Origin of the sequence: Streptomyces sp. NP160 (genome assembly GCF_006335115.1) — a bacterium.
Classification (GTDB): Bacteria; Actinomycetota; Actinomycetes; order Actinomycetales; family Quadrisphaeraceae; genus Quadrisphaera.
Window position 1 is genome coordinate 1 of record NZ_VDMJ01000007.1, and the last position, 23,955, is coordinate 23,955.

Consider the following 23,955-nt stretch of genomic DNA (forward strand, 5'->3'; position numbering starts at 1 on the left):
CAGTAGACGACTCCCCTCGATGCGTTGCCCCAGAGCACCCACTGAACCGAGGAGGACCCGTGCAGGACGACGAGCAGCGCCGGAACGACAGGACGTCGACCCCGCGCTCGAGCGGTTCTCGCTCGGGGGACCGCGGGACGTCTTCCCCGCGCGGCGGTGCTGGCGCCGGCCGCTCCAGTGGAGCGCCAGGAGGCGCTCCGCGCGGTGGGACGTCTCGTGGGGCGGGACGTCCTACGGGTGGCAGCGGGTACGGCGGTGGCCGCAGCGGTGGCGCCCCGCGGGGCGAGCGTCCGTCGTGGACCGACCGCGGTCCCCGGCCCGCGCGTGACGACCGTGGGGCTGACCGTGGGGCTGATCGCGGTGGTGACCGTCAGAGCGGTGGCGGCAGGCCCTTCCGCTCCCGCGACGGTGAGCGCCCCCAGAGCGGTGGCTCTCGGTTCCAGGGCTCTGAGCGGCCGCAGCGGTCCGATGCCCGGGGTGCTGGAGCGGGACGCACGTTCCGCGGAGGGTCGCAGGAGACCACCGGTGGTCGGGCCGGAGGTCGGCCCGGCGGCCCGGGGACGGGGGACCGGTCCGCTCCGCGCGCCGGCGGGTACGGAGCCCCGCGCAGCGGTGCGCCCGCTCGCTCCGGTCCCTCCTCGTGGGGCGGCGGTTCCGCCCGCGGGGGTGCGCCGTCGCGCACTGGTGGTCCTGCTCGCGGGGGCGCCGCCGGCGGTGGGCGTCTCGCTGGCCGTGACGGCGGCGCCGGACGACCCGGCGGCCAGGGCCGCCCCTCGAGCGCTGCACGCCCGTGGGACAGGGACCGCACCGCTCCGTCCACCTCCCGCCGGGGTCCCGCGCACCGCGACGAGCCGCGTCTGCCCGACACGATCACGGGGACCGAGCTCGACCGCGAGGTGCGCTCGGACCTGCTGACGCTGTCCAAGGACACGGCCGTGGTCGTCTCGCGGCACCTGGTGGCCGCCGGCCGGCTCCTCGACAGCGACCCCGAGGCCGCCTACGCCCACGCGGCGGCCGCCGCGCGCCGCGCCGGCCGCATCGGGTCGGTGCGCGAGGCAGCGGGCCTCGCCGCCTACGCCGCCGGCCGCTTCGAGGACGCCCTCCGCGAGCTGCGCACCGCCCGGCGCCTCACCGGCTCGGACGTGCACCTGCCCGTGCTCGCCGACTGCGAGCGCGGCCTGGGGCGCCCCGAGCGCGCACTCGACCTCGCCGCGACCCCCGAGGCCGCGCGGCTCGACCTGGCGGGCCGCATCGAGATGCGGATCGTCGCGGCGGGTGCCCGGCAGGACCTCGGCCAGGCCGAAGCGGCGGTGGTGTCCCTGCAGGGACCGGAGCTGGAGGGCAAGGGCCGCGAGCCGTGGCGCGCCCGACTGCTGTCCGCCTACGCGGACGCCCTGGAGGCGGCCGGCCGCCACAGCGAGGCGCAGACGTGGCTGCAGCGGGCCGCGGCGGCCGACACCACCGGGGAGACCGGTGCCGCCGACCGCCTGTCCGGTGACGACCCGGACGAGCAGGACGACGTCGTCGTGTACGACCTCCTCGAGGACGCCGAGGACGCCGAGGACGCCGAGGACGCCGAGGACGCCGAGGACGCCGAGGACGCCGAGGACGCCGAGGACGCCGAGGACGCCGAGGACGCCGAGGACGCCGAGGACGCCGAGGACGCCGAGGACTCCGAGGACTCCGAGCCTCGCAGCTGAGTTCGATCGAGAGCCCCGCGGCGCCGTCCGCGGGGCTCTCGTCGTACCGTCGCCGGGTGTCCAGCGACCCGGGAGCCCCCAGCGGCGGTGCGTACGAGTGGCTGCAGCGCGGACTGGCGCTGCTCGACAGCGGAGACGCCGAGGCGGCGGCCGTGCTCCTGGAGCGCGCCAACCGCGACCAACCCGGCTCCGCGAGCGTGCTCGAGGCGCTGGCGCGCGCCCAGTTCGACGCCGGCCGCGTGGGAGAGGCGGCGACCACCTTCGCCGCCCTCGTCGAGACCGCGCCCGACTCCGACTACGCCCGCTTCGGCCTCGGGCTGAGCCTGTCCCGCCTGGACCGGTTCCCCGAGGCCGCCGAGCAGCTGGCGCTGGCCGTCGCCATGCGTCCCGACCGTCCCGAGTACCGGGACTCCCTCACCCAGGTCCGGGCGACGCTGCGCGCCCGCAAGGAGGCCACCGGTGGCTGAGAGCACCGACCCCACCCCGTCCACGCTGGCCGAGGTGCACGACCTGCTGCTCTTCGATCTCGACGGCGTCGTCTACGTCGGCGAGGACGCCGTCCCCGGTGCCGTGGACGCCATCGGCCGCGCCTACGACGACGGGCGCGCGATCGGGTACGCCACGAACAACGCCTCGCGCACGCCCCAGGAGGTCGCCGGCCACCTGCGACGGCTCGGCATCGCCGCGCGCGACGAGGAGGTGACCTCCTCCTCGCAGGCGGCCGCGCAGCTGGTGCTGGAGCGGCTCGGCGCGGGAGCGCGCGTGCTGCCCGTGGGCGGCCCCGGAGTCCGTGCGGCGCTGCTCGAGGCGGGCCTCGAACCCGTCGGCCCCGACGACCAGCCCGCCGCCGTCGTGCAGGGGTTCGGCCGGCAGCTGGGGTGGAGCGACCTCGCCGACGCCGCCGCCGCGATCCGGGGCGGCGCCCTGTGGGTGGCCACCAACACCGACCTCACGCTGCCCACCGAGCGCGGGCCGGCCCCCGGCAACGGCTCCCTCGTGGGAGCGGTGCGCAACGCCGTCGACGTCGACCCCCTCGTCGCGGGCAAGCCGCAGCCGACCCTGTTCCACGCGGCGGCGCAGCGCGCCGGCGCCCACCACCCCCTCGTCGTCGGCGACCGCCTGGACACCGACGTCGCGGGCGCGGTCAACTCCGGCATGACGGGGGCGCTCGTCCTCACCGGCCTCACCAGCGCCCTGGCCCTGCTCGCCGCCCCCAAGGGACAGCGGCCCGACCTCGTCCTGCCCGACCTCGGCGCCCTGCACGCCCCCGCCCCGAGTCCTGCCCGGACGGTGGAGGGCGGCGCGACCTGCGGCCGTGCCCGGGTTCGGCTCGCCGGCGCCCGGATCGACGGCGCCGACGGCTCACCCGGCCCTGGCGCGCCCCTGGAGGACCTCATGGACCTGCTGCGCGCCGCCTGCGCCGCCGCCTGGGCCTCCAGCGGGTCCGGTGCGGGCACCACCGGGGAGCTGGCGGTCGAGCCCGCCCTCGCCGCAGCCCTGGCCGACCTCAGCGTCCGCTGCCGCAGGGAGCAGCCGTCGGGCTGACCACCGCGTCTGCCGGGTAGCGTGAGGACGGCGCACCAGCGCCGACCAGGGCCCACCAGCTGGGTGCACGGGAGGGGAGCCATGACCTTCGAGGGACTGCGCGGCTACGCGCAGGCGGCGAACGACCTCTCCGCCATCGCCCGGGCGCGCCTGCTCGAGGCGGTGCGCGAAGCGGTGCGCAGCGAGGTCGAGCGCGCCGGTGTCGCCGTCGGCCTGGCCAGCGCCGAGGAGGTGGCCGCCCTCAAGCGCTCCGTCGACAGGCTGCAGCGCCGCGTCGCCGCCCTCGAAGGCGCCACCCAGGGCGGGGCTCCGTCGTCGTCCTCGCAGAACGGCAGCGCCGACGCCCCGTCCCGTCCCGCCCGCAGGCCCTCCGCCGCCCGCACCCGCGCCACGTCCCGCAGCGGCGTCGGCGCACGCCCGCCCGCCGGTGCGCCCCACTCGACCCGCCCGGCGGCGCCCGCCGGCCCGCCCACGGTCCCCGACGCTCCGTCGCCCGCCGAGCCGGAGAGCACGACGACGACGGCTGCAGCGGCCGGGGAGGCTGCGCCGGCGCGCCGTCCCTCCGGTCGGGCCACGGCGCGGCGCCGCCCGAGCGCCGCCCAGGCCCGCACTGACGCCGCCGCGAGCGGCGAGGCCGCGCAGGAGGCACCGGCGGCGCCGTCGACGGTGACCCCGGTGCGCCGGCCCCGCAGGACGACCAGCCCCCAGGCCGCCGACAGGGCCGCGGACGAGGCCGCGGACGAGGCCGCCGGCACGGGCGCTGCGCCCGCTCCCGGGACCGGCGCCGGAGCGGACGACGGGCAGAACAGCGGCGGGCGGCCGTGACCGCTCCCTCCGCCGAGACCGCGCCGGACTGCGCGGCTCCGGCCGTCGAGCTGCCCCGCACCGGGGACGCCGCCGTCGACGCCGCTCTCGCCTCGCTGCGCGCGGCCGCGGCGGCCCCCGGTGCCGACCCGCTCGCCGCGTCGCGCGCGCTCGAGGGGGCGCACGAGGCGCTGCGCGCGCGCCTGGCCGACGCCGGGTGACCACCTCGTGAGCACCCCGTGAGCGCGCCGTGAGCCCGGTGGCGCGACGCCAGCGCCTCGACGCCGAGCTGGTGCGGCGGGGCCTGGCCCGTTCGCGCGAGCACGCCGGCGAGCTGGTGGCCGCCGGTCGTGTGACCGTCGGCGGGGCCGTCGCGTCCAAGCCCGCCACGCAGGTGGAGGCCAGCGCCGCCGTCGTCGTCAGGGAGGACGCCGACGACGCCGGCTGGGCCAGCCGCGGCGCGCACAAGCTGCTGGGAGCCCTGGAGGCCACCGGCGTGCCCGTCGAGGGCCGGCGCTGCCTGGACGCCGGTGCCTCCACCGGCGGGTTCACCGACGTGCTGCTGCGCGCCGGCGCCGCGTCCGTCGTCGCGGTCGACGTCGGCTACGGCCAGCTGCTGTGGCGGCTGCGCACCGACGAGCGCGTCGAGGTGCTGGACCGCACCAACGTCCGGGAGCTGACCGCCGAGCAGGTCGCCCCCGCGCCGGAGCTGGTGGTGGCCGACCTGTCCTTCATCTCGCTGCGCCTCGTGCTGCCGGCGCTGGTCCGCTCGGCCGCGCCGGGCGCCGACCTGCTGCTCATGGTCAAGCCGCAGTTCGAGGTGGGCCGCGAGCGCCTCGGGTCGGGGGGCGTGGTGCGGGACCCCGCGCTGCGCGCGGCCGCCGTCCGGGAGGTGGTCGCCGCCGCCGCCGAGCTGGGGCTGCGGCTGCTGGCCTGCGCGGCCAGCCCGCTCCCCGGGCCCAGCGGCAACGTGGAGTACTTCGTGCACCTGCGCGGCGGGGAGCCGCTGCCGGCCGAGGAGGTCGAGCAGCTCGTGGCCACCGCCGTCGCCGAGGGACCGGGAGGAACGCCGTGAGGCGCGTGCTCGTGCTCACCCACACCGGGCGCCAGGACGCCGTCGACGCGGCGCGCCAGCTGGTCGCCCTGCTCGACGCCGCCGGGATCGAGCCGGTGCTGCTCGACGACGAGGCCGCTGACATCCCCGACTGCACCGACGTGCGCCGGGTGCAGCCGGGGAACCTCGACGGCCTCGAGCTCGTCGTCGTCGTCGGCGGTGACGGCACGGTGCTGCGCGGCGCGGAGCTGGTGCACGGGACGGGCGTCCCGCTGCTCGGGGTGAACCTCGGCCGCGTCGGCTTCCTCGCCGAGATCGAGCGCGACGCGCTGCAGAGCACCGTCGACCACGTCGCCGCACGGGACTACGGCGTGGAGGAGCGGCTCACGCTGCAGGTCGACATCGTCGAGGGCGGCGTGGTGCGCGCCACCTCCTGGGCCTTGAACGACGTCAGCGTGGAGAAGGGCGCGCGCGAGCGCGTCCTGGAGCTGGTCACCGAGGTGGACGGGCGCCCGGTGTCCACCTACGGCTGCGACGGCGTGGTCATGGCCACGCCCACCGGCTCCACCGCCTACGCCTTCTCGGCCGGCGGCCCCGTGGTCTGGCCCGGTGTGCAGGCGCTGCTCATGGTGCCGATCTCCGCGCACGCCCTGTTCGCGCGCCCGCTGGTGGTCAGCCCCGACTCGGTGATGGCCGTGGAGGTGCTCGAGCGCAACCAGACCGACGGCGTGGTGTGGTGCGACGGCCGCCGGGCGGTGCCGGTGCACCCCGGCGCGCGCATCGAGGTGCGCCGCGGGCCGGAGCCCGTGCGCCTGGCCCACATCAGCACCGGCCCGTTCACCGACCGCCTGGTGGCCAAGTTCGGCCTGGCCGTGGGCGGGTGGCGCGGACCGGACGACGGCAGCACCGACGACCACGCCGGCCGGCCGGGCCACCGCGGGGTGGGCGGGGCCGGCCACTCCTCCACGCGCCGACCCGCCCCGCCCCGCGGGATCGGGTGAGGGCCGTGCTCGAGGAGGTGCGGATCCGTTCCCTCGGCGTCATCACCGACGCCACGCTGGAGCTGTCCGGCGGCTTCACGGTCATCACGGGGGAGACCGGCGCCGGCAAGACCATGCTCGTCACGGGGCTGGGCCTGCTGCTGGGGGCCCGCGCCGACGCCGGCTCCGTGCGCCGCGGCGCGGAATCCGCCGTGGTGGAGGGCCGCTTCGTGGTGGCGCCGGGCAGCCGCGCGGCCCGGCGGGCCGAGGAGGCCGGCGCCGAGCTCGACGACGACGTGCTGATCGTGGCGCGCAGCGTCTCCGCCTCCGGCCGGGGCCGCGCCCACGCGGGTGGCCGCTCGGTGCCGGTGGCGGTGCTCTCCGAGCTCGCCGACGACCTGGTGGCCGTCCACGGCCAGTCCGAGCAGGTGCTGCTGCGCTCCCCGGCGCGCCAGCGCCAGGCGCTGGACAGGTTCGCCGGCGCCGCGGTGGCCGAGCCGCTGGAGCGCTACTCCGCGGCCTGGCGGCGCCTGGGAGCCCTGGACGCCGAGCTCGCCGAGATCGTGGCCACCGCCCGCGACCGCGCCGCCGAGGCCGAGCTGCTGCGGGCCGGGCTCGACCAGGTGGAGGCGGTGGCCCCGCAGCCCGGGGAGGACCGCGCGCTCGCGGCCGAGGCCGACCGGCTCGACCACGCCGAGGAGCTGCGCGCCGCCGCCGCCCTCGCGCACGCCGCCCTCACCGGCGACCCGCTCGCCGAGGACGCCCCCGACGCCGCCTCGCTCATCGAGGCCGCGCGCCGGCCCCTCGAGGCGGTGCGCGAGCACGACCCGCACCTGGGGTCGCTGGCCGACCAGCTGGCCGAGGTGGGCTACCTCGTCGCCGACGCCGCGGCGGAGCTCGCCTCCGCGGCGGAGGCCGTCGACGTCGACCCGGTGCGCCTGGCGTCGGTGCAGGACCGGCGCGCCCAGCTGACCGCGCTGGTCCGGGCGCTGCCGGCTGCCACCGCCGACAGGTCGGCGCTGGACGACGACGCGCCGACGGGCGTCGACGCGGTGCTGGCCTGGGCGGAGCGGGCCTCCCCGCGCCTGCTGGAGCTGGACGGCGACGGCGACCGCACGGCCGACCTGCGCGCCGAGCGGGAGGTGCTCGTGGCCCAGCTGCTCGACCTGGCCGCCGAGGTCACGGCGGCGCGGTCGGCGGCGGCCGAGCGCCTGGGGGAGCTGGCCACCGCCGAGCTGCCCGGGCTGGCCATGCCGCACGCGCAGCTGATGGTGCAGGTGTCGCCCGCGGCGCCGTCTGCGGGCGACCGCGAGCAGCTGCCGGGGCTCGGCGCCTCCGGCGCCGACGACGTGGCCCTGCTGCTGCGGCCCTCGCCCGGCCAGGCGGAGCGGCCCCTGGCCAAGGGCGCCTCCGGTGGTGAGCTGTCGCGGATCATGCTGGCGCTGGAGCTGGTGCTGGCCGCCAGCGACGTGGTGCCGACGTTCGTCTTCGACGAGGTCGACGCCGGGGTGGGCGGCAAGGCGGCGGTGGGCATCGGGCGGCGCCTGGCGCGGCTCGCGCGCGACCGGCAGGTCGTCGTCGTGACCCACCTGCCCCAGGTGGCGGCCTGGGCCGACCAGCACCTGCGGGTCGCCAAGGCCGTGGACGGGCAGGTGACCGTCAGCGGCGTCACCGCGCTGGACGGCGAGGAGCGCGTGGTGGAGCTGGCGCGCATGCTGGCCGGCCAGGAGGAGTCCGGCTCGGCGCGCGCCCACGCCGAGGAGCTGCTGGTGGCGGCTGCCAAGGAGCGCTGAGGAGCGCCCCGGCGCCGCGCGCCGGGTGCGCCCGTGCGCGTGACCGCGCAGCAGCGGCCCCGGGAGGGGCCGGGTCCGCTGGTAGGCTGGCAGCCCGTGGCGAAACGCGGAACACAGGGTCAGCGCGGGGGTACCACCCGGCACATCTTCGTGACCGGGGGCGTGGCGTCCTCCCTCGGAAAGGGTCTGACGGCGTCGAGCCTCGGCCACCTCCTCCGCGGTCGCGGGCTGCGGGTCTCGATGCAGAAGCTCGACCCGTACCTCAACGTCGACCCGGGCACCATGAACCCGTTCGAGCACGGTGAGGTCTTCGTCACTGACGACGGCGCCGAGACCGACCTCGACATCGGCCACTACGAGCGGTTCCTCGGGGTGGACCTGGACGCCGCGGCCAACGTCACCACCGGCCAGATCTACTCCACGGTGATCGCCAAGGAGCGGCGCGGGGAGTTCCTCGGGCACACCGTGCAGGTGATCCCGCACATCACCGACGAGATCGTCGAGCGCATGCGCGCCCAGGCGGTGCCCGGGCCCGACGGCGAGCCGGCGCCCGACGTCATCATCACCGAGGTCGGCGGCACGGTCGGCGACATCGAGTCGCTGCCGTTCCTCGAGGCCGCTCGCCAGGTGCGCCAGCGGATCGGGCGTGACAACTGCTTCTTCGTGCACGTCTCCCTGGTGCCCTACCTCGGCCCCTCCGGTGAGCTGAAGACCAAGCCGACCCAGCACTCGGTGGCCTCGCTGCGCAGCATCGGCATCCAGCCGGACGCCATCGTGCTGCGCTCGGACCGCACCGTGCCGGAGTCCGTCAAGCGCAAGATCGCCGCGATGTGCGACGTCGACGAGGACGCCGTGGTCAACGCCGTGGACGCCGCCTCGATCTACGACATCCCCAAGGTGCTCCACGGCGAGGGGCTGGACGCGTACGCCGTCCGCCGCCTGGACCTGCCGTTCCGCGACGTCGACTGGACCGCGTGGGACGAGCTGCTGCGCCGCGTGCACCGCCCCGCCCACACCGTGGTGCTGGCGCTGGTCGGCAAGTACATCGACCTGCCCGACGCCTACCTGTCGGTCACCGAGGCCATCCGCGCCGGCGGCATCGCCTGCGACGCGCGGATCCAGCTGCGCTGGGTGGCCTCGGACACCTGCACCACGCCCGAGGGCGCCCGCCGGGAGCTGTCCGGGGTGGACGCGATCTGCGTGCCCGGTGGCTTCGGGGTGCGCGGCATCGAGGGGAAGCTGGGCGCGCTGAAGTGGGCCCGCGAGAACCAGGTGCCGACCCTGGGCCTGTGCCTGGGCCTGCAGTGCATGGTCATCGAGCACGCGCGTCACGTCGCCGGGATCGACGGCGCCAGCAGCACCGAGTTCGACCCCGGGACCCCCGACCCGGTGATCGCGACGATGGCGGAGCAGGAGCACATCGTCTCCGGCGACGGCGACCTCGGCGGGACGATGCGCCTCGGCCTGTACCCCGCCGTCCTCGCCGAGGGCTCCGTGGTGGCCGAGGCCTACGGCTCCACCCAGGTCTCCGAGCGCCACCGCCACCGCTACGAGGTCAACAACTCCTACCGCGGGCGCCTGGAGGAGGCCGGCCTGGTGTTCTCCGGCACCTCGCCCGACCGCGGCCTGGTCGAGTACGTCGAGCTGCCGCGCGACGTCCACCCGTACTACGTGGGCACGCAGGCGCACCCGGAGTTCCGCTCCCGCCCCGACCGCGCCCACCCGCTGTTCCAGGGGCTCGTGGCGGCGGCGCTGGCGCGCCAGGCCTCCGAGCGGCTGCTCGAGGTCACCGCGTGACCCCTGCCGCTGGCACCGGTGGCGCTGGGGGCGGTCTGCCCGCCAGCGCCACCGCCGGGGCCTTCGGCGCCCCCCGCGACGAGCTGGTGACCGCCGCGCCGCGCACCAGCGAGGTGCTGCACCGCGGGTACGTCTGGGACCTCGTCCGCGACGTCGTCGACCTGGAGGGCGTCGCGGGCGGGGCCCTCGGCGCCGGCACGGTGACGCGGGAGCTGCTGCGCCACCCCGGGGCCGTCGGGGTGCTGGCCCTCGACGACGACGAGCGCATCCTCCTCGTCCGCCAGTACCGCCACCCCGTCGAGCACCTCCTGTGGGAGCTGCCGGCGGGGCTGCTCGACGTGGCGGGGGAGCCGCCGCACCTGGCCGCCGCCCGCGAGCTGGCGGAGGAGGCCGACCTGCGCGCCGGCACCTACCACGTGCTGCTCGACTGGTTCCTGTCCCCGGGCGGCTCCGACGAGGCCTTCCGGCTCTTCCTCGCGCGGGACCTCTCCCCGGTGCCCGAGGCCGAGCGCCACCACCGCGAGGCCGAGGAGGCCGGCATGGTCTCCACCTGGGTGCCGCTGGAGGCCGCCCGCGACGCCGTGCTGGCGGGAGACCTCAACAGCCCGAGCCTCGTGGCGGGCGTGCTGGCCGCCTGGGCGGCGCGCGAGCGCGGCTGGTCGGAGCTGCGCCCGCTCGACGCGCCGTGGCCCCAGCACCGGGCCTACCGTTAGGGCATGCCTCTCCTGCGCCGCTCCAAGGCCGACGACTCCGCCGCCGACCAGGCCCTCGAGAAGGCCCAGCACGACGACGGGGGCCGGCTGTCGCAGGCCGCCACGCAGCTGGTGCGCCGCCTGGTGGACCTCGGCATCGACGGCGCCGGCCCGCTGGCACCCGCTGCCGACGCCGCGGCTGCGGCCCGCCGCAAGCACTCCGACGTCGAGGACGCCATCGACGCGCTGGTCTCCTCCTCGACGCGCTCGGCGGCCGTCGGCGGCTTCGTCACCGGGCTGGGCGGCTTCGTGACCCTCCCCGTGGCGCTGCCGGCCAACCTGCTCGGCTACTACGTCATCGCCACCCGCACGGTGGCGGGCACGGCGGCGCTGCGCGGCTACGACCTGTCCTCCGAGGAGGTCCGCTCCGCGGTGCTGCTCGTCCTCGCCGACGAGGACGGCGGCGCGCTGCTGTCGAAGTTCGGGCTCGCCGGCCCCGGCGGCCTGGTCACCCGGCTCGCGCGCAAGCAGCTGGCCGGCCCGGGCCTGGCGGTGCTCAACAAGGCCATCGGCTTCCAGCTCCTGTCCCGCCTGGGCCGCTCCGGCCTGTCGCGCCTGGGTCGCGGCCTGCCGCTGGCGGGAGGCGTGCTGGGCGCCGGCCTCGACGCCTACGCGCTGCGCCGCACGGCGAAGGCCGCCCGCTCCGCCTTCCCGCTGCGCCGCGGCGCGGCGGGAGAGGTCACGGGAGGATCGGGCCGGTGAGCCCGCAGCCCGGCCGCGCGCGCAGCGCCCCCGGCGCGGCGCGCGCCCTGTGGACGGCGGTGCGCCTCGGGCGCCGTCGCGGTGCGCCCCGCACCTCCGCGGTGCTGGGGAGCCTGCCCCGCCTGGTGCCGGCGGTGGTCAGCGGGCGGTACACCGGGTGCTCGCGCGGCCGCCTGCTGCTCATGGCGGCCTCGGCCGCCTACGTCGTCTCCCCGGCCGACCTGCTGCCGGAGGGCCTGCTCGGCCCGGTGGGCCTGGCCGACGACGCCGCGGTCCTCGCGTGGCTCGCCGGAGCGGTGCTGTCCGAGGGGCAGGCCTTCCTCGCCTGGGAGGCGGGCCAGCGCGCCAGCGGGTCGTCGCGGACGGGTGGGCGCGGCCGCCGCGGGCGCCCGGACGTGGTCCCCGGCGACGTCGTCGCCTGAGGCTGCGCGGTCCGCCGCTCGTCGTCCGCCCACAGGCGGGCCCGGCGGGGGCGCGCGGGCGGCGCTGTCCACACCCCGTCCGCGCGGGCAGCGCCCGGCTGGCCGGTCCCGCCAGCGTGGACCCGTGGAGCAGCCCAGGACCAGCGTCATCAGGAGCAGCAGCCCCTTCGAGGTGCTCTCCCTCGCCGAGCACAGCCTCGGCTTCCGCCCCCGCGAGAGCCTGCTGCTGGTCTCGCTGCGGCCGCCGCGGTGGCGCACCGGCGTGGTCGGCAGGGTGGACCTGGCCGCGGCGGACCACCCCGAGGTGGTCGACGCCCTGGTCCGCCACGTGGTCGCCGACGGCGCCGGGCGGTGCTTCGTCGCCGTCGTCACGGACGACGGCGCAGCGCCGGGCGCTGCGCGGTGGCCGCGCCGCGGGCTCGCGCTGGTGCCGAGCCCGAGGGACGGCGGGCCGGAGCCCGCGACCGCCCGCGCCGCGTCGGCGCTGACCGGGCTGCTGGACCTCCCCGCGTCCGACCGGGCCGAGCGCGTCTGCGCCGCCCTGGTGCGCGCCGGCGTCGAGCCGGAACCGTGGCTCCTCCACCGCGGTCGGCTGCACTCCTACTCCTGCGACCTCCCGTGCTGCCCGCCGGACGGGCTGCCGCTGGACCGCCTCGGCGCCACGCAGGTCGCCGCCGAGATGGTGCTCGCCGGGCGCGTGCTGCCCGCCGACCGCGAGGGCTGGGAGCGCGGGCTGCGCTCCGCCGTGGCCGCGGGAGGCCCGGGAGGTCCAGGAGGCCCGGGGGGACCCGAGGACCTCGGCGAGCCCGCCGTCGCCGAGGCCCTGGCCGCGCTCGCGCAGCGCCGTCCACCGGCCGGCAGGGACGTGCGCCGGTCCTGGCGCCGGGTGGTCGGCGCCGAGGGCGCCGCCCCCGGTGCGGGTCTGCGGCTGGCGGCGCGCGACGCCGCCGAGCTCCTCGACGGCCTGCGGCGGCTGCCCCTGCGCGACCAGCTGCTCGCCGCTGCGGTGCCGGGAGCCCTGCCCGAGCTGGCGCCGGTGCCGGCTCGCAGTGCTGCGCGCGAGGTCGACCCCGACGCCGCGCTGGCCGTGCTGCAGCAGCTGGCCCGGCGGGCTCCGCGGCCGTGGCGAGCCGCCGCCACCGGCTGCGCCGCCTACGTCGCCTGGTGCTCGGGGTCCGCCCCGGCGGCCGGCGTCTGGGCCGAGGCGGCGCTGGAGCTGGACCCGCAGCACTCGCTGTCGGCCCTGGTGCTGCAGGCCGTGGGCGTCGGGCTGCCCCCGCCGGCGCGCGGACAGGGCGCTCCGGCCGCCAGCCCGGTCTCGGCGGACGCCGCCGGACAGGGCTGAGGGGGTGGTCGAGGCGTCCAGATGGTGAGACGCGGTGGAGTGCCGCCGTGGCGCTGCCTATCCTCCGAGCAGGTCATGAGCGCCAGCGCCAAGCCCCGGCTCGCTGGCCGGCAACCCCCGCCCGCGGTGGGGTGCCCCGGGTGATGACCTGGCCGCTCCCCGTCCGGGGCAGCGGCAAGCGCGGGCCACGGGCCCGGCGGGCGCCAGCCCGTCGCGCCCTGGCCCCGAGGTCAGGGGAGACTCCTGTGAACGACGGCTGGTCCTTCGAGACGAAGCAGATCCACGCCGGCCAGACGGCCGACGCCGCCACCGGCGCCCGGGCGCTGCCGATCTACTCCACCACGTCCTACGTCTTCGACGACGCCGCGGACGCCGCGGACCTGTTCGCCCTCAAGAAGTTCGGCAACATCTACACGCGCATCATGAACCCCACCACGGACGTGGTGGAGCAGCGCGTCAACGCCCTCGAGGGCGGCGTGGGCGCCCTCGCGGTCTCCTCGGGGCAGGCCGCCGAGACCCTCGCCCTGCTGAACGTCGCCGAGGCCGGTGACCACGTGGTGGCCAGCGCAGCCCTCTACGGGGGCACCTACAACCTGCTGCGGCGCAGCCTGCCCAAGCTGGGCGTGCAGGTCACCTTCGTGGACGACCCCGACGACCTCGACGCCTGGCGGGCCGCGTCGACCGACCGCACGAAGGCGTTCTTCGCGGAGACGGTGTCCAACCCCCGCTCCCACGTGCTCGACATCGCGGGCGTCTCGGGGGTCGCGCACGAGGTGGGCGTGCCGCTCGTCGTCGACAACACCGTGGCCACCCCCTACCTGCTGCGCCCGCTGGAGCACGGCGCCGACGTCGTCGTGCACTCGGCCACCAAGTACCTCGGCGGCCACGGCACCGCCATCGCGGGGATCATCGTGGACGGCGGGCGCTTCGACTACGGCCAGGGCGACAGGTTCCCGGGCTTCACCACCCCCGACGACAGCTACAACGGCCTCGTCTTCGCCCGCGACCTCGGCGTGGGCAGCGCCCTCGGCGCCAACCTGTCCTACATCCTCAAGGCCCGCGTGCAGCTGCTGCGCGACCTCGGCGCCTCCCTGGCCCCGTTCAACAGCTTCCTCATCGCCCAGGGCCTGGAGACCCTCAGCCTGCGCATCGAGCGGCACGTCTCCAACGCCACCCGCGTGGCGCAGTGGCTCGAGCAGCGCCCCGAGGTGCTCTCGGTCTCCTACGCCGGGCTGCCCTCCAGCCCCTGGTACGAGCGCGCGCAGCGGCTCCTGCCCCGGGGCGTCGGCGCCGTGGTGGCCTTCGAGGTCGACGGCGGCGCCGAGGCCGGGCGCCGCTTCGTGGAGGGGCTGTCGCTGCACAGCCACGTCGCCAACATCGGTGACGTCCGCAGCCTGGTGATCCACCCGGCCTCGACCACCCACAGCCAGCTGTCCGAGGAGCAGCAGCGCGTCGCCGGGGTCACCCCCGGGCTCGTGCGGCTGGCCGTCGGGCTCGAGGGGATCGAGGACATCATCGCGGACCTCGAGGCCGGCTTCACCGCCGCGAAGGGCGCATGAGCGGCGCCGCCCGCGGGCAGGGCCCCACCGCCACCGGCCCGGCTGCGCGCCCCGCGCCGCAGCCGCTGCCGGTCAGCGGAGGCTGGCGCGAGGGGGACCCGGTCGGCGACCGCCTGTTCGCCGACCTCGGCCCGCTCGAGCTGGAGGCCGGAGGGTCCCTGCCCGCGGTGCGGCTCGCCTACGAGACCTGGGGGCGCCTGAGCGCCGCCCGCGACAACGCCGTGCTCATCTGCCACGCGCTGACGGCCGACAGCCACGTCGTCGGTGCGGCCGGGCCCGGGCACCCCACGCCCGGCTGGTGGTCGGAGCTGGTCGGCCCCGGGCTGGCCATCGACACCGACCGCTGGTTCGTCGTCGCGCCGAACGTGCTCGGCGGCTGCCAGGGCAGCACCGGCCCGTCCTCGACGGCGCCCGACGGCCGTCCGTGGGGCAGCCGGTTCCCCTACCTCACCATCCGCGACCAGGTGGCCGCGGAGGTCGCGCTGGCGGACGCTCTCGGGGTGCGGCGCTGGGCGGCCGTGGTCGGCGGCTCGATGGGCGGCATGCGCGCCGTCGAGCACGCCGTCACCCACCCCGAGCGCGTGGAGCGGCTGCTCGCCGTGGCCACGACCGCGCGGGCCACCGCCGACCAGATCGCCTGGTGCGCCCCCCAGCTGGCGGCGGTGCGCTCCGACGCGGGCTGGAACGGCGGGGACTACCACGACGCCGCCCCCGGCCAGGGTCCCCACCGCGGGCTCGGGCTGGCGCGGATGGTGGCCCACACCACCTACCGCTCCGCCGCCGAGCTGGACGCCCGCTTCGGGAGGTCCGCCCAGCCGGGGGAGCAGCCGCTGGGCGGCGGCGGGCGCTTCGCGGTGGAGTCCTACCTGCAGCACCACGCCGACAAGCTGGTCCGCCGGTTCGACGCCGGCTCCTACGTGGTGCTCACCGAGGCCATGAACAGCCACGACGCCGGCCGCGGCCGCGGGGGCACCGCGGCCGCGCTCGGGCGCGTCACGGCGCGCACCCGCGTGGTCGCCGTCGACACCGACCGGCTGTACCCGGTCTCGCTGTCGCAGGAGCTGGCCGACGGCGTCCCCGGGGCGGAGCTTGACGTGGTCGCCTCGCCCTACGGGCACGACGGCTTCCTCATCGAGAGCGACGCCATCGCCAAGGTCGCGGCGGAGCTCTTCAGCTCCTGAGCAGCCCGGTCGTGGTGCGCCGGTGCGCGCTGGTTCACGCCGCCCCGCCGGGGGTGGGTAGGTTCGCCCCACGGCGAGACGCGCCGTGTCCGTCGGCTGCCCGTCAGCGGCGGGGGAGTGATGGGGGTGCGATGGCGGTCGTCGTGGGCTTCGCCGGGACCGACGAGGGACGGGCCGCGCTGGCCCGAGCGGCGCAGGAGGCCACCCTGCGGGGCACGTCCCTGCTCGTGGTCGACACCGGCCGAGAGCCGATGCCCGCCGCCGAGCTCGACGCGGCGCTCGCCGCGCTCGAGGTCGAGCACGAGGTGGTGCCGCCGGGCCCGCTGCGCGACGCCGCGGAGGAGGTCATCACCGCTGCGGAGGGCGCCGAGCTCGTGGTCATCGGCCTGCGCCGCCGCTCCAGCGTCGGGAAGCTGATCCTGGGGGCCAACGCCACGCGCATCCTGCTGGAGGCGCCCTGCCCGGTGATCACCGTGAAGCCCGCTGCGTCCTGAGGCGGGTCGCCCCCGACGCGGCAGGGCCCCGGCNNTGCCGGGGCCCTGCCGCGTCCGAACGGGCGCAGTCCTGCGCGTTCGCGGGTCCGAGCGGGGTGGGGGTCCTCAGGACGCCCCGGGCGTGGCACAATGCTTGCCAAGGTCCTCGGCGACGCATGCCCTGTTCCGGGTCGGCCCGGGAAGCAGGACGGCACCCCGGGCGTTGTGAACCCTGTACGGCGGTGCGACCGCCCCCAGTCCGAGATCCGCAGTCGACGAAAGGCAGTCCGTGTCGTCGGTCTCCACGCCCACGCTCCCGCCGGAGTTCAGCCACCCCAGCCTGCAGGAGCTCCTGCGGGAGGGCACCGCGAACGGCTCGGTCCAGGCCGCGTCGCTGCGCACCGCCTGCGAGGACGCGCAGGTGCCCATGAAGCGGATGAAGGCCGTGCTGCGTGCGCTGGAGGCGGCGGAGGTCACCGTCGTCGTCGAGCAGCCCGCCGCGCCGGCGCGCCCCGCCCGCGCCAAGAGCGCCCGCCCCGCCGCCCCGGCCGCCCGTCCCACCACCACCCGCGCCGCCGCCCAGGCCGCTGACGAGGGCGAGGAGCCCCGCCCGGCCCGCGCGGTGGCCGCCGCCACCTCCCGCCGCGCCGCCTCGGCCACCGCGACGCTGGAGGCCGACGGGGACGGCGCAGCCGCCCCCAAGCCCCGCGCCGCCGCCAAGCCCAAGGCCAAGGCCGCCGCGAAGCCCGCCGTCGCCAAGTCGGCCAAGGCCCCCGCGAAGTCGGCTCCCTCCAAGGACGCCCCCGAGGACGACGCCCCCGAGGACGAGAACCCCGAGGACGTCGAGGCGCTCGTGGGTGAGGACGCGGAGGCGGACGCCGCCATCGAGGTCGCCGACGAGACGCCCGAGGCCGCTGCCGACGTCGAGACCGAGGCCGAGGAGGAGGAGGCCGCTCCGGCCCCCGCCAAGAGCGAGGCCGACTCCGACACCGGCTTCGTGGTCTCCGACGCCGACGACGACGACGCTCCCGCCCAGCAGGTCGTCTCCGCCGGCGCCACCGCCGACCCGGTCAAGGACTACCTCAAGCAGATCGGCAAGGTCGCCCTCCTCAACGCCGAGCAGGAGGTCGAGCTCGCCGAGCGCATCGAGGCCGGCCTGTTCGCCGAGGAGAAGCTCGCCTCCGACGAGACCCTCGACCCGGCGTACAAGCGCGAGCTGCAGTGGATCGCCCACGACGGCCGCCGCGCCAAGAACCACCTGCTCGAGGCCAACCTGCGCCTCGTGGTGTCGCTGGCCAAGCGCTACACCGGTCGCGGCATGCTCTTCCTGGACCTCATCCAGGAGGGCAACCTCGGTCTGATCCGCGCGGTGGAGAAGTTCGACTACACCAAGGGCTACAAGTTCTCCACGTACGCCACCTGGTGGATCCGCCAGGCGATCACCCGCGCGATGGCCGACCAGGCCCGCACCATCCGCATCCCGGTGCACATGGTCGAGGTCATCAACAAGCTCGCCCGCGTGCAGCGCCAGATGCTCCAGGACCTGGGCCGCGAGCCCACCCCGGAGGAGCTGGCCAAGGAGCTGGACATGACCCCCGAGAAGGTGGTCGAGGTCCAGAAGTACGGCCGTGAGCCGATCTCCCTGCACACCCCGCTGGGCGAGGACGGCGACAGCGAGTTCGGTGACCTCATCGAGGACTCCGAGGCCGTGGTCCCCGCTGACGCGGTGAGCTTCACGCTGCTGCAGGAGCAGCTGCACTCGGTGCTCGACACCCTGTCCGAGCGCGAGGCGGGCGTGGTCTCCATGCGCTTCGGCCTCACCGACGGCCAGCCGAAGACCCTGGACGAGATCGGCAAGGTCTACGGCGTCACGCGCGAGCGGATCCGCCAGATCGAGTCCAAGACCATGAGCAAGCTGCGGCACCCGTCGCGCTCGCAGGTCCTGCGCGACTACCTCGACTGAGGTCGTCCCGCGCACGGCGAAGCCCCCTCCCGCTCAGCGGGAGGGGGCTTCGCCGTCGTCAGCGCCGTCCGGCGGCGCGACCGGGGTCAGGTGGCGGCGTTCCAGGCGGCGACCACCCACACGGTGGCGGCTACCAGCGCCAGCGCCAGCTCCACGCCGATGGAGAGCAGCACGGTCTTCAGCGCCAGCTGCGTGGAGCGCCACGACGGCGCCCCGAAGCCGAGGCGGGCCGCCTCGGCCAGGTACAGGCCCGCGCAGAAGCCGACCAGGAGGCCGACGACGGGGATCACGAAGATCCCCACCACACCGGCCAGCGCCCCGACGACGAGCGAGCGGGTGGGGACCCCGGCGGCCAGCAGGCGGCGCCCGGTCCACACGTAGGAGGTGGCCCAGCCGCACGCGAGCAGCACCGCGGCCGCGGTGAACACCAGCCAGCCGCCGAGCGTGCCCTGGGCGACGGCCCAGACGAGCACGCCGAGGCCGACGAGCAGGCTGCCGGGCAGGACGGGCAGGACGATGCCCGCCAGCCCCACGACGACGAGGGCGCCGGCGACGAGCGTGACCACGCTCACCGCCGACGCCCTCGGGCGCGGGTGGGGCTCAGCGCTCCTCGGCCGGCGCGGAGGCCGGGGTGGAGGAGGTGAGCCGGTCGGACTGGTCGTGGATCTCGGCCGCGACCTCACGGAGCCGGGCGGAGTGCTCACGCCCGTGGTGGGCGCAGAAGAGCAGCTCGCCGCCGGAGGCCAGGAGGACGCGCACGTAGGCCTGCGCCCCACAGCGGTCGCACCGCTCGGCAGCGGTGATGGGCGGAGTCGTCAGGACAGCGGTCACTGTGGCCCCTTCCGAGTGCCTCGTGGTCCGGGCTGGCGCCAGGACCGGTGGTGGACGCCGGCTGGCGTCCACCAGTCTCAGCATCGAACCACGCCCCGGTGCTTCCCGGCGGGTGGACGCAACCCTTTCGCCGTGCGCGTAACCGGATCGGTGCATCCGGCGCCGCCGTCCTGCGAGCACCGGGCAGGACCCCGGGAGGGTCCTCGGCGAAGCGCACCGCGCTGTCGGTGCCCCTCGTTAGGCTCCTCGGGTGACCTCGACCCCTCAGCGCCCCGCCCCGACCGCTGGTGGTGGCGACTACACCGCGCGCCACCTGTCGGTGCTGGAGGGCCTGGAGGCGGTCCGCAAGCGCCCCGGCATGTACATCGGCTCCACCGACTCCCGGGGCCTCATGCACTGCCTGTGGGAGGTCATCGACAACTCCGTCGACGAGGCCCTGGCCGGGCACTGCACCCACATCGACGTGGTGCTGCACGCCGACGGCTCGGTCGAGGTCCGCGACGACGGGCGCGGCATCCCGGTCGACGTCGAGCCCCGCACCGGCCTGACCGGTGTCGAGGTGGTCTTCACCAAGCTGCACGCCGGCGGCAAGTTCGGCGGCGGCTCGTACACGGCCTCCGGCGGTCTGCACGGCGTGGGCGCCAGCGTGGTGAACGCCCTGTCGGCCCGCCTCGACGTCGAGGTGGACCGGGGCGGGCAGACCCACGCGATGAGCTTCCGCCGGGGAGAGCCCGGCACCTTCGCCGACCCGTCGACCGGGTCGGCGCCGTCGCCGTCGCCCACCAGCACCTTCACGCCCTTCACGGACGCCTCCGAGCTGCGGGTCACCGGGAAGGTGCGGCGCGGGCGGACCGGCACCCGGGTGCGCTACTGGTCTGACCCGACGATCTTCCTCAAGGAGGCGGCGTTCTCCTACGACGAGCTCGTCACCCGGGCGCGCCAGACCTCGTTCCTGGTCCCGGGCCTGACGCTGAGGATCCGCGACGAGCGCGGTCTGACGGGCACCCCCGGGCAGGACGCCCCCCACGAGGAGGTGTTCCGCCACGACGGCGGCATCACGGAGTTCGTCGACCACCTCGCCACCGACCCGCCGGTCACCGACACCTGGCGCCTCCAGGGCGAGGGCCGGTTCAAGGAGACCGTGCCCATGCTCGACGAGCGCGGGCACATGGTCAGCCAGGAGGTGGAGCGCGAGTGCGGCGTCGACGTCGCGCTGCGCTGGGGCACCGGCTACGACACCGAGCTGCGCAGCTTCGTCAACATCATCTCCACCCCCAAGGGGGGCACCCACGTCGGCGGCTTCGAGAACGCCCTGCTCAAGGCGCTGCGCAAGGCCATCACCGACAACGCCCGCAAGCTCAAGGTGGGTGCCAAGGAGGAGCCGGTCACCAAGGAGGACGTCACCGCCGGGATGACGGCGGTCCTCACCGTGCGCCTGGCGGAGCCGCAGTTCGAGGGCCAGACCAAGGAGGTGCTGGGCACCTCCGCGGTGCGCGGCATCGTGGCCAGGGTCGTGGAGAAGGAGGTGGCGGCGCTCTTCGCGAGCCCCGCCAAGGGCACCAAGCTCCAGACCTCCACGCTGCTGGAGAAGGTGGTGGCCGAGTCCCGCGCCCGCGTCACCGCCCGCCAGCACAAGGAGACCCAGCGGCGGAAGACGGCGCTGGAGACCTCCACGCTGCCCGCCAAGCTGGCCGACTGCCGCAGCAACGACGTGGAGAAGTCCGAGCTGTTCATCGTCGAGGGCGACAGCGCCCTGGGCACCGCCAAGCTCGCGCGCTCCAGCGACTTCCAGGCGCTGCTGCCGATCCGCGGCAAGATCCTCAACGTCCAGAAGGCCTCGATCGCGGACATGCTGCGCAACGCCGAGTGCGCAGCGATCATCCAGGTGGTGGGTGCCGGGTCGGGGCGCAGCTTCGACCTCGAGGCCGCCCGCTACGGCAAGGTCATCTTCATGGCCGACGCCGACGTCGACGGCGCCCACATCCGCACCCTGCTGCTGACCCTGTTCTTCCGGTACATGCGGCCGATGGTGGAGGCCGGCCGGGTGTACTCGGCCGTGCCCCCGCTGCACCGCGTGGAGGTCATCGGCAGCGGCCGGGCCAAGAACGAGTACGTCTACACCTACTCCGAGGCTGAGCTGCAGGGCACGCTGGCCCGGCTCAAGCAGGCGGGACGTCGCTGGAAGCCCGACATCCAGCGCTACAAGGGCCTGGGCGAGATGGACGCCGACCAGCTGGCCGGCACCACCATGGACCCTGCCCACCGCACGCTGCGCCGCGTGGGCATCGCCGACGCCGCGGCGGCCGAGCGGGTCTTCGAGCTGCTGATGGGCAACGACGTCGCGCCCCGCAAGGACTTCATCGTGGAGGGCGCCTCCGGCCTGGACGCCGACCGCATCGACGCCTGAGGCGGGCCGCCCGAGGGGCCGCCTGTTACGTCTGGGTTGCGGTCCGGCCGGACCGGTGGTCTCGCCTGGCGGTCGCGGGACCACCGCGCCACTCTGTCGCGATGGCGACGACGGCCTCGCAGACCGCGCAGGAGGAGACGGGACGCCCCGAGCTCAAGCGGGCGCTCGGCACCAAGCTCCTGCTGCTGTTCATCATCGGTGACGTGCTCGGCACGGGCATCTACGCCCTCACGGGCCAGGTGGCCGCGGAGGTCGGCGGGGCGGTGTGGATCCCCTTCGCCGTCGCCTTCGGCGTGGCGATGATCACCGCCTCCAGCTACCTCGAGCTGGTCACCAAGTACCCCCAGGCGGCGGGTGCCGCGCTGTACACGCACAAGGCCTTCGGCGTCCACGTGGTGACCTTCATGGTCGCCTTCACGGTCATGTGCTCGGGGATCACCTCCGCGTCGACGGCGTCGCGGGCCTTCTCCTCGAACACCATGAAGCTCTTCGGCGTCGAGGCTCCGTCGGCGCTCGTGGTCACCGTGGTCGCGCTGCTCTTCATGGCGCTGGTGGCGGCCATCAACCTCCGGGGCGTCGGGGAGAGCGTGAAGACCAACGTGGCCCTCACCCTGGTCGAGCTCACCGGCCTGCTCATCGTGCTGGTCGTGGGCGCCTACGCGCTGCTCGGCGGTCAGGGCGACCTGTCCCGGGCCGCGTCGCTGCAGCTGCCCGACGACCAGTCGGCCTTCACCGCCGTCACCGCCGCCACCGCCCTCGCGTTCTTCGCGCTCATCGGCTTCGAGGACTCGGTCAACATGGCCGAGGAGACGCGCGACCCCTCCCGCACCTTCCCCAAGGTGATGTTCGCGGCGCTCGGCACCGCCATGGTGCTGTACCTGCTCGTCGGGATCATCTCCGTGGCCGTGGTCCCGCTGGACCAGCTCTCCGAGGGGGACACCCCGCTGCTGCAGGTGGTCTCCGCGGGCGCCCCCGGCTTCCCGATCGGCATCTTCGCCCTCGTGACGATGTTCGCCGTGGCCAACACCGCCCTGCTCAACATGCTCATGGCGTCCCGGCTGCTCTACGGCATGGCCCACGAGGGCGTGCTGCCGCGCTTCCTGGGGCGTGTGCTGCGCGGGCGGCGCACGCCCTGGACCGCGGTGCTCTTCGCGACCTCGCTGTCGATGGTCCTCATCAGCGTCGTGTCGTGGCTGGCGACGGCCAACCCCGACTCCTCCGTGGTGAAGAACCTCGGGGGCACCACCTCGCTGCTCCTGCTGGCGGTCTTCACCGTCGTCCACGTGGCGGTCATCGTGCTGCGCCGGGACCGGGTGGAGCACCAGCACTTCAAGACCCCGACGTTCCTCCCGTGGCTCGGGGCCGCGATCTGCCTCTACCTCGTCACGCCGCTGACGCCGCGCGACGCCACCCAGTACCAGATCGCCGCCGCGCTGCTCACGCTCGGACTGGTGCTGTGGTTCTTCACCTGGCTCCACCGCAGGCGCCAGGGGCTGGCGACGCGCGTCGAGGACCCCGCTCGCCTGGAGGGCTGACGAGGGGGGACGCCCAGCGGCGTGCGCCGTCGCCCTCGGCTGGCTAGCGTGCGAGCGCGTGAGCACCAGCGACGTCCCCGAGCCGGTCACGCCGGGCGTGACCTGGCGGCCGCTGCGCGAGGACGACCTCCCGCGCTGGCACGCCCTGGTGCAGGCCGTCGAGGCCGCTGACCGCCCCGCGGAGCGGTACACCGAGGAGGACCTGCGCGACGAGCTGCTGGCCGGGTCGTGGAAGGACCCGGCGCACCGCTCGCTGGCCGCCGAGGACGACGGCGGGCGGCTGCTGGCGTTCGGCCTCGTGGACGTCCGCCCCGGTGACGTGAGCACGGTGCGTGCGTCGCTGTGGGGCGGGGTGCACCCCGAGCACCGCGGTCGGGGGCTGGGGCGCCAGCTCCTGGCGTGGCAGTGCGCCGTGGGCCGCCAGCTCATCGCCGCGGCGCCCGGCAGCGCCCCCGGTGAGCTGGTCCTGCACAGCGACGCCGAGCTCGCCGACCGGACGGCGCTGGCCCGCGCCGCCGGCTTCGAGGTGCGCCGCTACCACCTGGTGATGCGCCGGCGCCTCACCGGGGACGGGGCACCGCCCCTGCCGGAGGTGGAGCTGCCGGAGGGGCTCCGGCTGGTGCCCTGGTCACCCGAGCTGGACGAGCAGGTGAGGCTGGCCCACAACGAGGCCTTCGCCGACCACCGCGGCAGCGAGCCGCGCACCAGCGAGGACTGGAACCGCTGGGTCAGCGGCCACCGCGACGCCCGCACCGACTGGAGCTTCGTGGCCCTCGTCGACCGCCCGGAGGCGGCGGGAGGAGCCGGTGGCGGCGGGGGCGAACCGGAGGTGGCGGGCTACACCGTCGCCTTCGCCTTCGAGCAGGACTGGGTCGACGGCGTGAAGGAGGGGTGGACCGGTCTGCTGGGCACGCGCCGCGCCCACCGGCGACGCGGCGTCGGGGCGGCGCTGCTGGCCGCGAGCCTGCGGGCCTTCGCCGAGGCCGGCATGGACGCCGCAGGCCTCGACGTGGACCGCGAGAACCCCAGCGGGGCGCTGGGGCTCTACGAGCGGCTCGGGTACGCCCCCCACCACGTCGAGGTGGTCTGGGGCGTCGCCGTCCCCCGGTGAG

General features: G+C 76.1%; 22 protein-coding genes and 1 riboswitch. Of the genes, 20 read left to right on the forward strand and 2 right to left on the reverse strand.

Features of this window, described 5'->3' with window-relative positions; translation table 11 throughout:
• Positions 1 to 896: 896 nt before the first annotated feature.
• From FHN55_RS23210 to FHN55_RS05435, 17 genes are all read left to right on the forward strand, one after another.
• The gene (locus tag FHN55_RS23210) at positions 897 to 1,700 is read left to right on the forward strand and encodes a hypothetical protein (protein ID WP_257570718.1); all 804 of its coding nucleotides are present in this window, start codon (positions 897 to 899) and stop codon (positions 1,698 to 1,700) included.
• A gap of 56 nt (positions 1,701 to 1,756) precedes the next feature.
• Entirely contained in the window at positions 1,757 to 2,167 is a 411-nt protein-coding gene (locus tag FHN55_RS05360; protein WP_139711230.1) for a tetratricopeptide repeat protein, read from the forward strand.
• Entirely contained in the window at positions 2,160 to 3,245 is a 1,086-nt protein-coding gene (locus FHN55_RS05365; RefSeq protein WP_218974373.1) for an HAD-IIA family hydrolase, read from the forward strand. Before FHN55_RS05360 ends, FHN55_RS05365 begins: the two co-directional genes overlap by 8 nt.
• Positions 3,246 to 3,326: 81 nt before the next feature.
• Positions 3,327 to 4,070: a hypothetical protein gene (locus FHN55_RS05370; protein ID WP_139711231.1), complete on the forward strand. Its 744-nt coding sequence runs from the start codon at positions 3,327 to 3,329 to the stop codon at positions 4,068 to 4,070.
• Entirely contained in the window at positions 4,067 to 4,270 is a 204-nt protein-coding gene (locus FHN55_RS05375; RefSeq protein WP_139711232.1) for a hypothetical protein, read from the forward strand. The genes FHN55_RS05370 and FHN55_RS05375 overlap by 4 nt, the downstream gene beginning before the upstream one ends.
• A gap of 38 nt (positions 4,271 to 4,308) precedes the next feature.
• Positions 4,309 to 5,124, forward strand: a complete 816-nt coding sequence (locus FHN55_RS05380; protein ID WP_139711286.1) for a TlyA family RNA methyltransferase — start codon at positions 4,309 to 4,311, stop codon at positions 5,122 to 5,124.
• Positions 5,121 to 6,104 carry an NAD kinase gene (locus tag FHN55_RS05385; protein ID WP_139711233.1) on the forward strand — a complete coding sequence of 328 codons (984 nt, stop codon included), beginning with the start codon at positions 5,121 to 5,123 and terminating at the stop codon, positions 6,102 to 6,104. Before FHN55_RS05380 ends, FHN55_RS05385 begins: the two co-directional genes overlap by 4 nt.
• Positions 6,105 to 6,109: 5 nt before the next feature.
• The gene (gene recN, locus FHN55_RS05390) at positions 6,110 to 7,876 is read left to right on the forward strand and encodes a DNA repair protein RecN (protein ID WP_139711287.1); all 1,767 of its coding nucleotides are present in this window, start codon (positions 6,110 to 6,112) and stop codon (positions 7,874 to 7,876) included.
• Positions 7,877 to 7,972: 96 nt separating this feature from the next.
• Positions 7,973 to 9,673 carry a CTP synthase gene (locus FHN55_RS05395; protein WP_139711234.1) on the forward strand — a complete coding sequence of 567 codons (1,701 nt, stop codon included), beginning with the start codon at positions 7,973 to 7,975 and terminating at the stop codon, positions 9,671 to 9,673.
• Positions 9,670 to 10,386 carry an NUDIX hydrolase gene (locus FHN55_RS05400; protein ID WP_257570719.1) on the forward strand — a complete coding sequence of 239 codons (717 nt, stop codon included), beginning with the start codon at positions 9,670 to 9,672 and terminating at the stop codon, positions 10,384 to 10,386. The genes FHN55_RS05395 and FHN55_RS05400 overlap by 4 nt, the downstream gene beginning before the upstream one ends.
• Before the next feature lie 3 nt (positions 10,387 to 10,389).
• On the forward strand, positions 10,390 to 11,127 hold the full coding sequence (locus tag FHN55_RS05405; protein ID WP_139711235.1) for a hypothetical protein: 738 nt from the start codon (positions 10,390 to 10,392) through the stop codon (positions 11,125 to 11,127).
• Complete coding sequence (locus tag FHN55_RS05410; RefSeq protein ID WP_139711236.1) at positions 11,124 to 11,549, forward strand: YkvA family protein; 426 nt, start codon at positions 11,124 to 11,126, stop codon at positions 11,547 to 11,549. Before FHN55_RS05405 ends, FHN55_RS05410 begins: the two co-directional genes overlap by 4 nt.
• 124 nt (positions 11,550 to 11,673) lie before the next feature.
• Positions 11,674 to 12,894, forward strand: a complete 1,221-nt coding sequence (locus FHN55_RS05415; protein ID WP_180357663.1) for a DUF4192 domain-containing protein — start codon at positions 11,674 to 11,676, stop codon at positions 12,892 to 12,894.
• A 71-nt stretch (positions 12,895 to 12,965) separates the two neighbouring features.
• A riboswitch (SAM riboswitch) is annotated at positions 12,966 to 13,081 on the forward strand.
• Positions 13,082 to 13,139: 58 nt separating this feature from the next.
• The gene (locus tag FHN55_RS05420; protein ID WP_139711238.1) at positions 13,140 to 14,453 is read left to right on the forward strand and encodes a bifunctional o-acetylhomoserine/o-acetylserine sulfhydrylase; all 1,314 of its coding nucleotides are present in this window, start codon (positions 13,140 to 13,142) and stop codon (positions 14,451 to 14,453) included.
• Positions 14,450 to 15,634 carry a homoserine O-acetyltransferase gene (locus FHN55_RS05425; protein ID WP_139711239.1) on the forward strand — a complete coding sequence of 395 codons (1,185 nt, stop codon included), beginning with the start codon at positions 14,450 to 14,452 and terminating at the stop codon, positions 15,632 to 15,634. Before FHN55_RS05420 ends, FHN55_RS05425 begins: the two co-directional genes overlap by 4 nt.
• Positions 15,635 to 15,765: 131 nt before the next feature.
• A complete protein-coding gene (locus FHN55_RS05430) occupies positions 15,766 to 16,128 on the forward strand; it encodes a universal stress protein (protein ID WP_139711240.1) in 363 nt (120 codons plus the stop codon).
• 319 nt (positions 16,129 to 16,447) lie between these two features.
• Entirely contained in the window at positions 16,448 to 18,070 is a 1,623-nt protein-coding gene (locus tag FHN55_RS05435; RefSeq protein ID WP_373995702.1) for an RNA polymerase sigma factor, read from the forward strand.
• A gap of 86 nt (positions 18,071 to 18,156) precedes the next feature.
• Here the strand turns inward: FHN55_RS05435 and FHN55_RS05440 are convergent, their stop codons facing one another.
• Together FHN55_RS05440 and FHN55_RS05445 are read right to left on the reverse strand one after the other, a co-directional pair.
• The gene (locus tag FHN55_RS05440; protein ID WP_139711242.1) at positions 18,157 to 18,642 is read right to left on the reverse strand and encodes a DUF456 domain-containing protein; all 486 of its coding nucleotides are present in this window, start codon (positions 18,640 to 18,642) and stop codon (positions 18,157 to 18,159) included.
• A gap of 28 nt (positions 18,643 to 18,670) precedes the next feature.
• The gene (locus tag FHN55_RS05445) at positions 18,671 to 18,901 is read right to left on the reverse strand and encodes a hypothetical protein (protein WP_139711243.1); all 231 of its coding nucleotides are present in this window, start codon (positions 18,899 to 18,901) and stop codon (positions 18,671 to 18,673) included.
• Between the two features lie 250 nt (positions 18,902 to 19,151).
• Between FHN55_RS05445 and FHN55_RS05450 the strand changes: the two genes are divergently transcribed.
• The 3 genes from FHN55_RS05450 to FHN55_RS05460 all read left to right on the forward strand — a co-directional run bounded on the left by FHN55_RS05450 (position 19,152) and on the right by FHN55_RS05460 (position 23,954).
• Positions 19,152 to 21,308, forward strand: coding sequence for a type IIA DNA topoisomerase subunit B (locus tag FHN55_RS05450; protein WP_139711244.1), 2,157 nt, complete (start codon positions 19,152 to 19,154; stop codon positions 21,306 to 21,308).
• Positions 21,309 to 21,409: 101 nt separating this feature from the next.
• Positions 21,410 to 22,843 carry an APC family permease gene (locus tag FHN55_RS05455; protein WP_139711245.1) on the forward strand — a complete coding sequence of 478 codons (1,434 nt, stop codon included), beginning with the start codon at positions 21,410 to 21,412 and terminating at the stop codon, positions 22,841 to 22,843.
• 58 nt (positions 22,844 to 22,901) lie between these two features.
• Positions 22,902 to 23,954, forward strand: a complete 1,053-nt coding sequence (locus FHN55_RS05460; protein ID WP_139711246.1) for a GNAT family N-acetyltransferase — start codon at positions 22,902 to 22,904, stop codon at positions 23,952 to 23,954.
• Position 23,955: the final 1 nt, after the last annotated feature.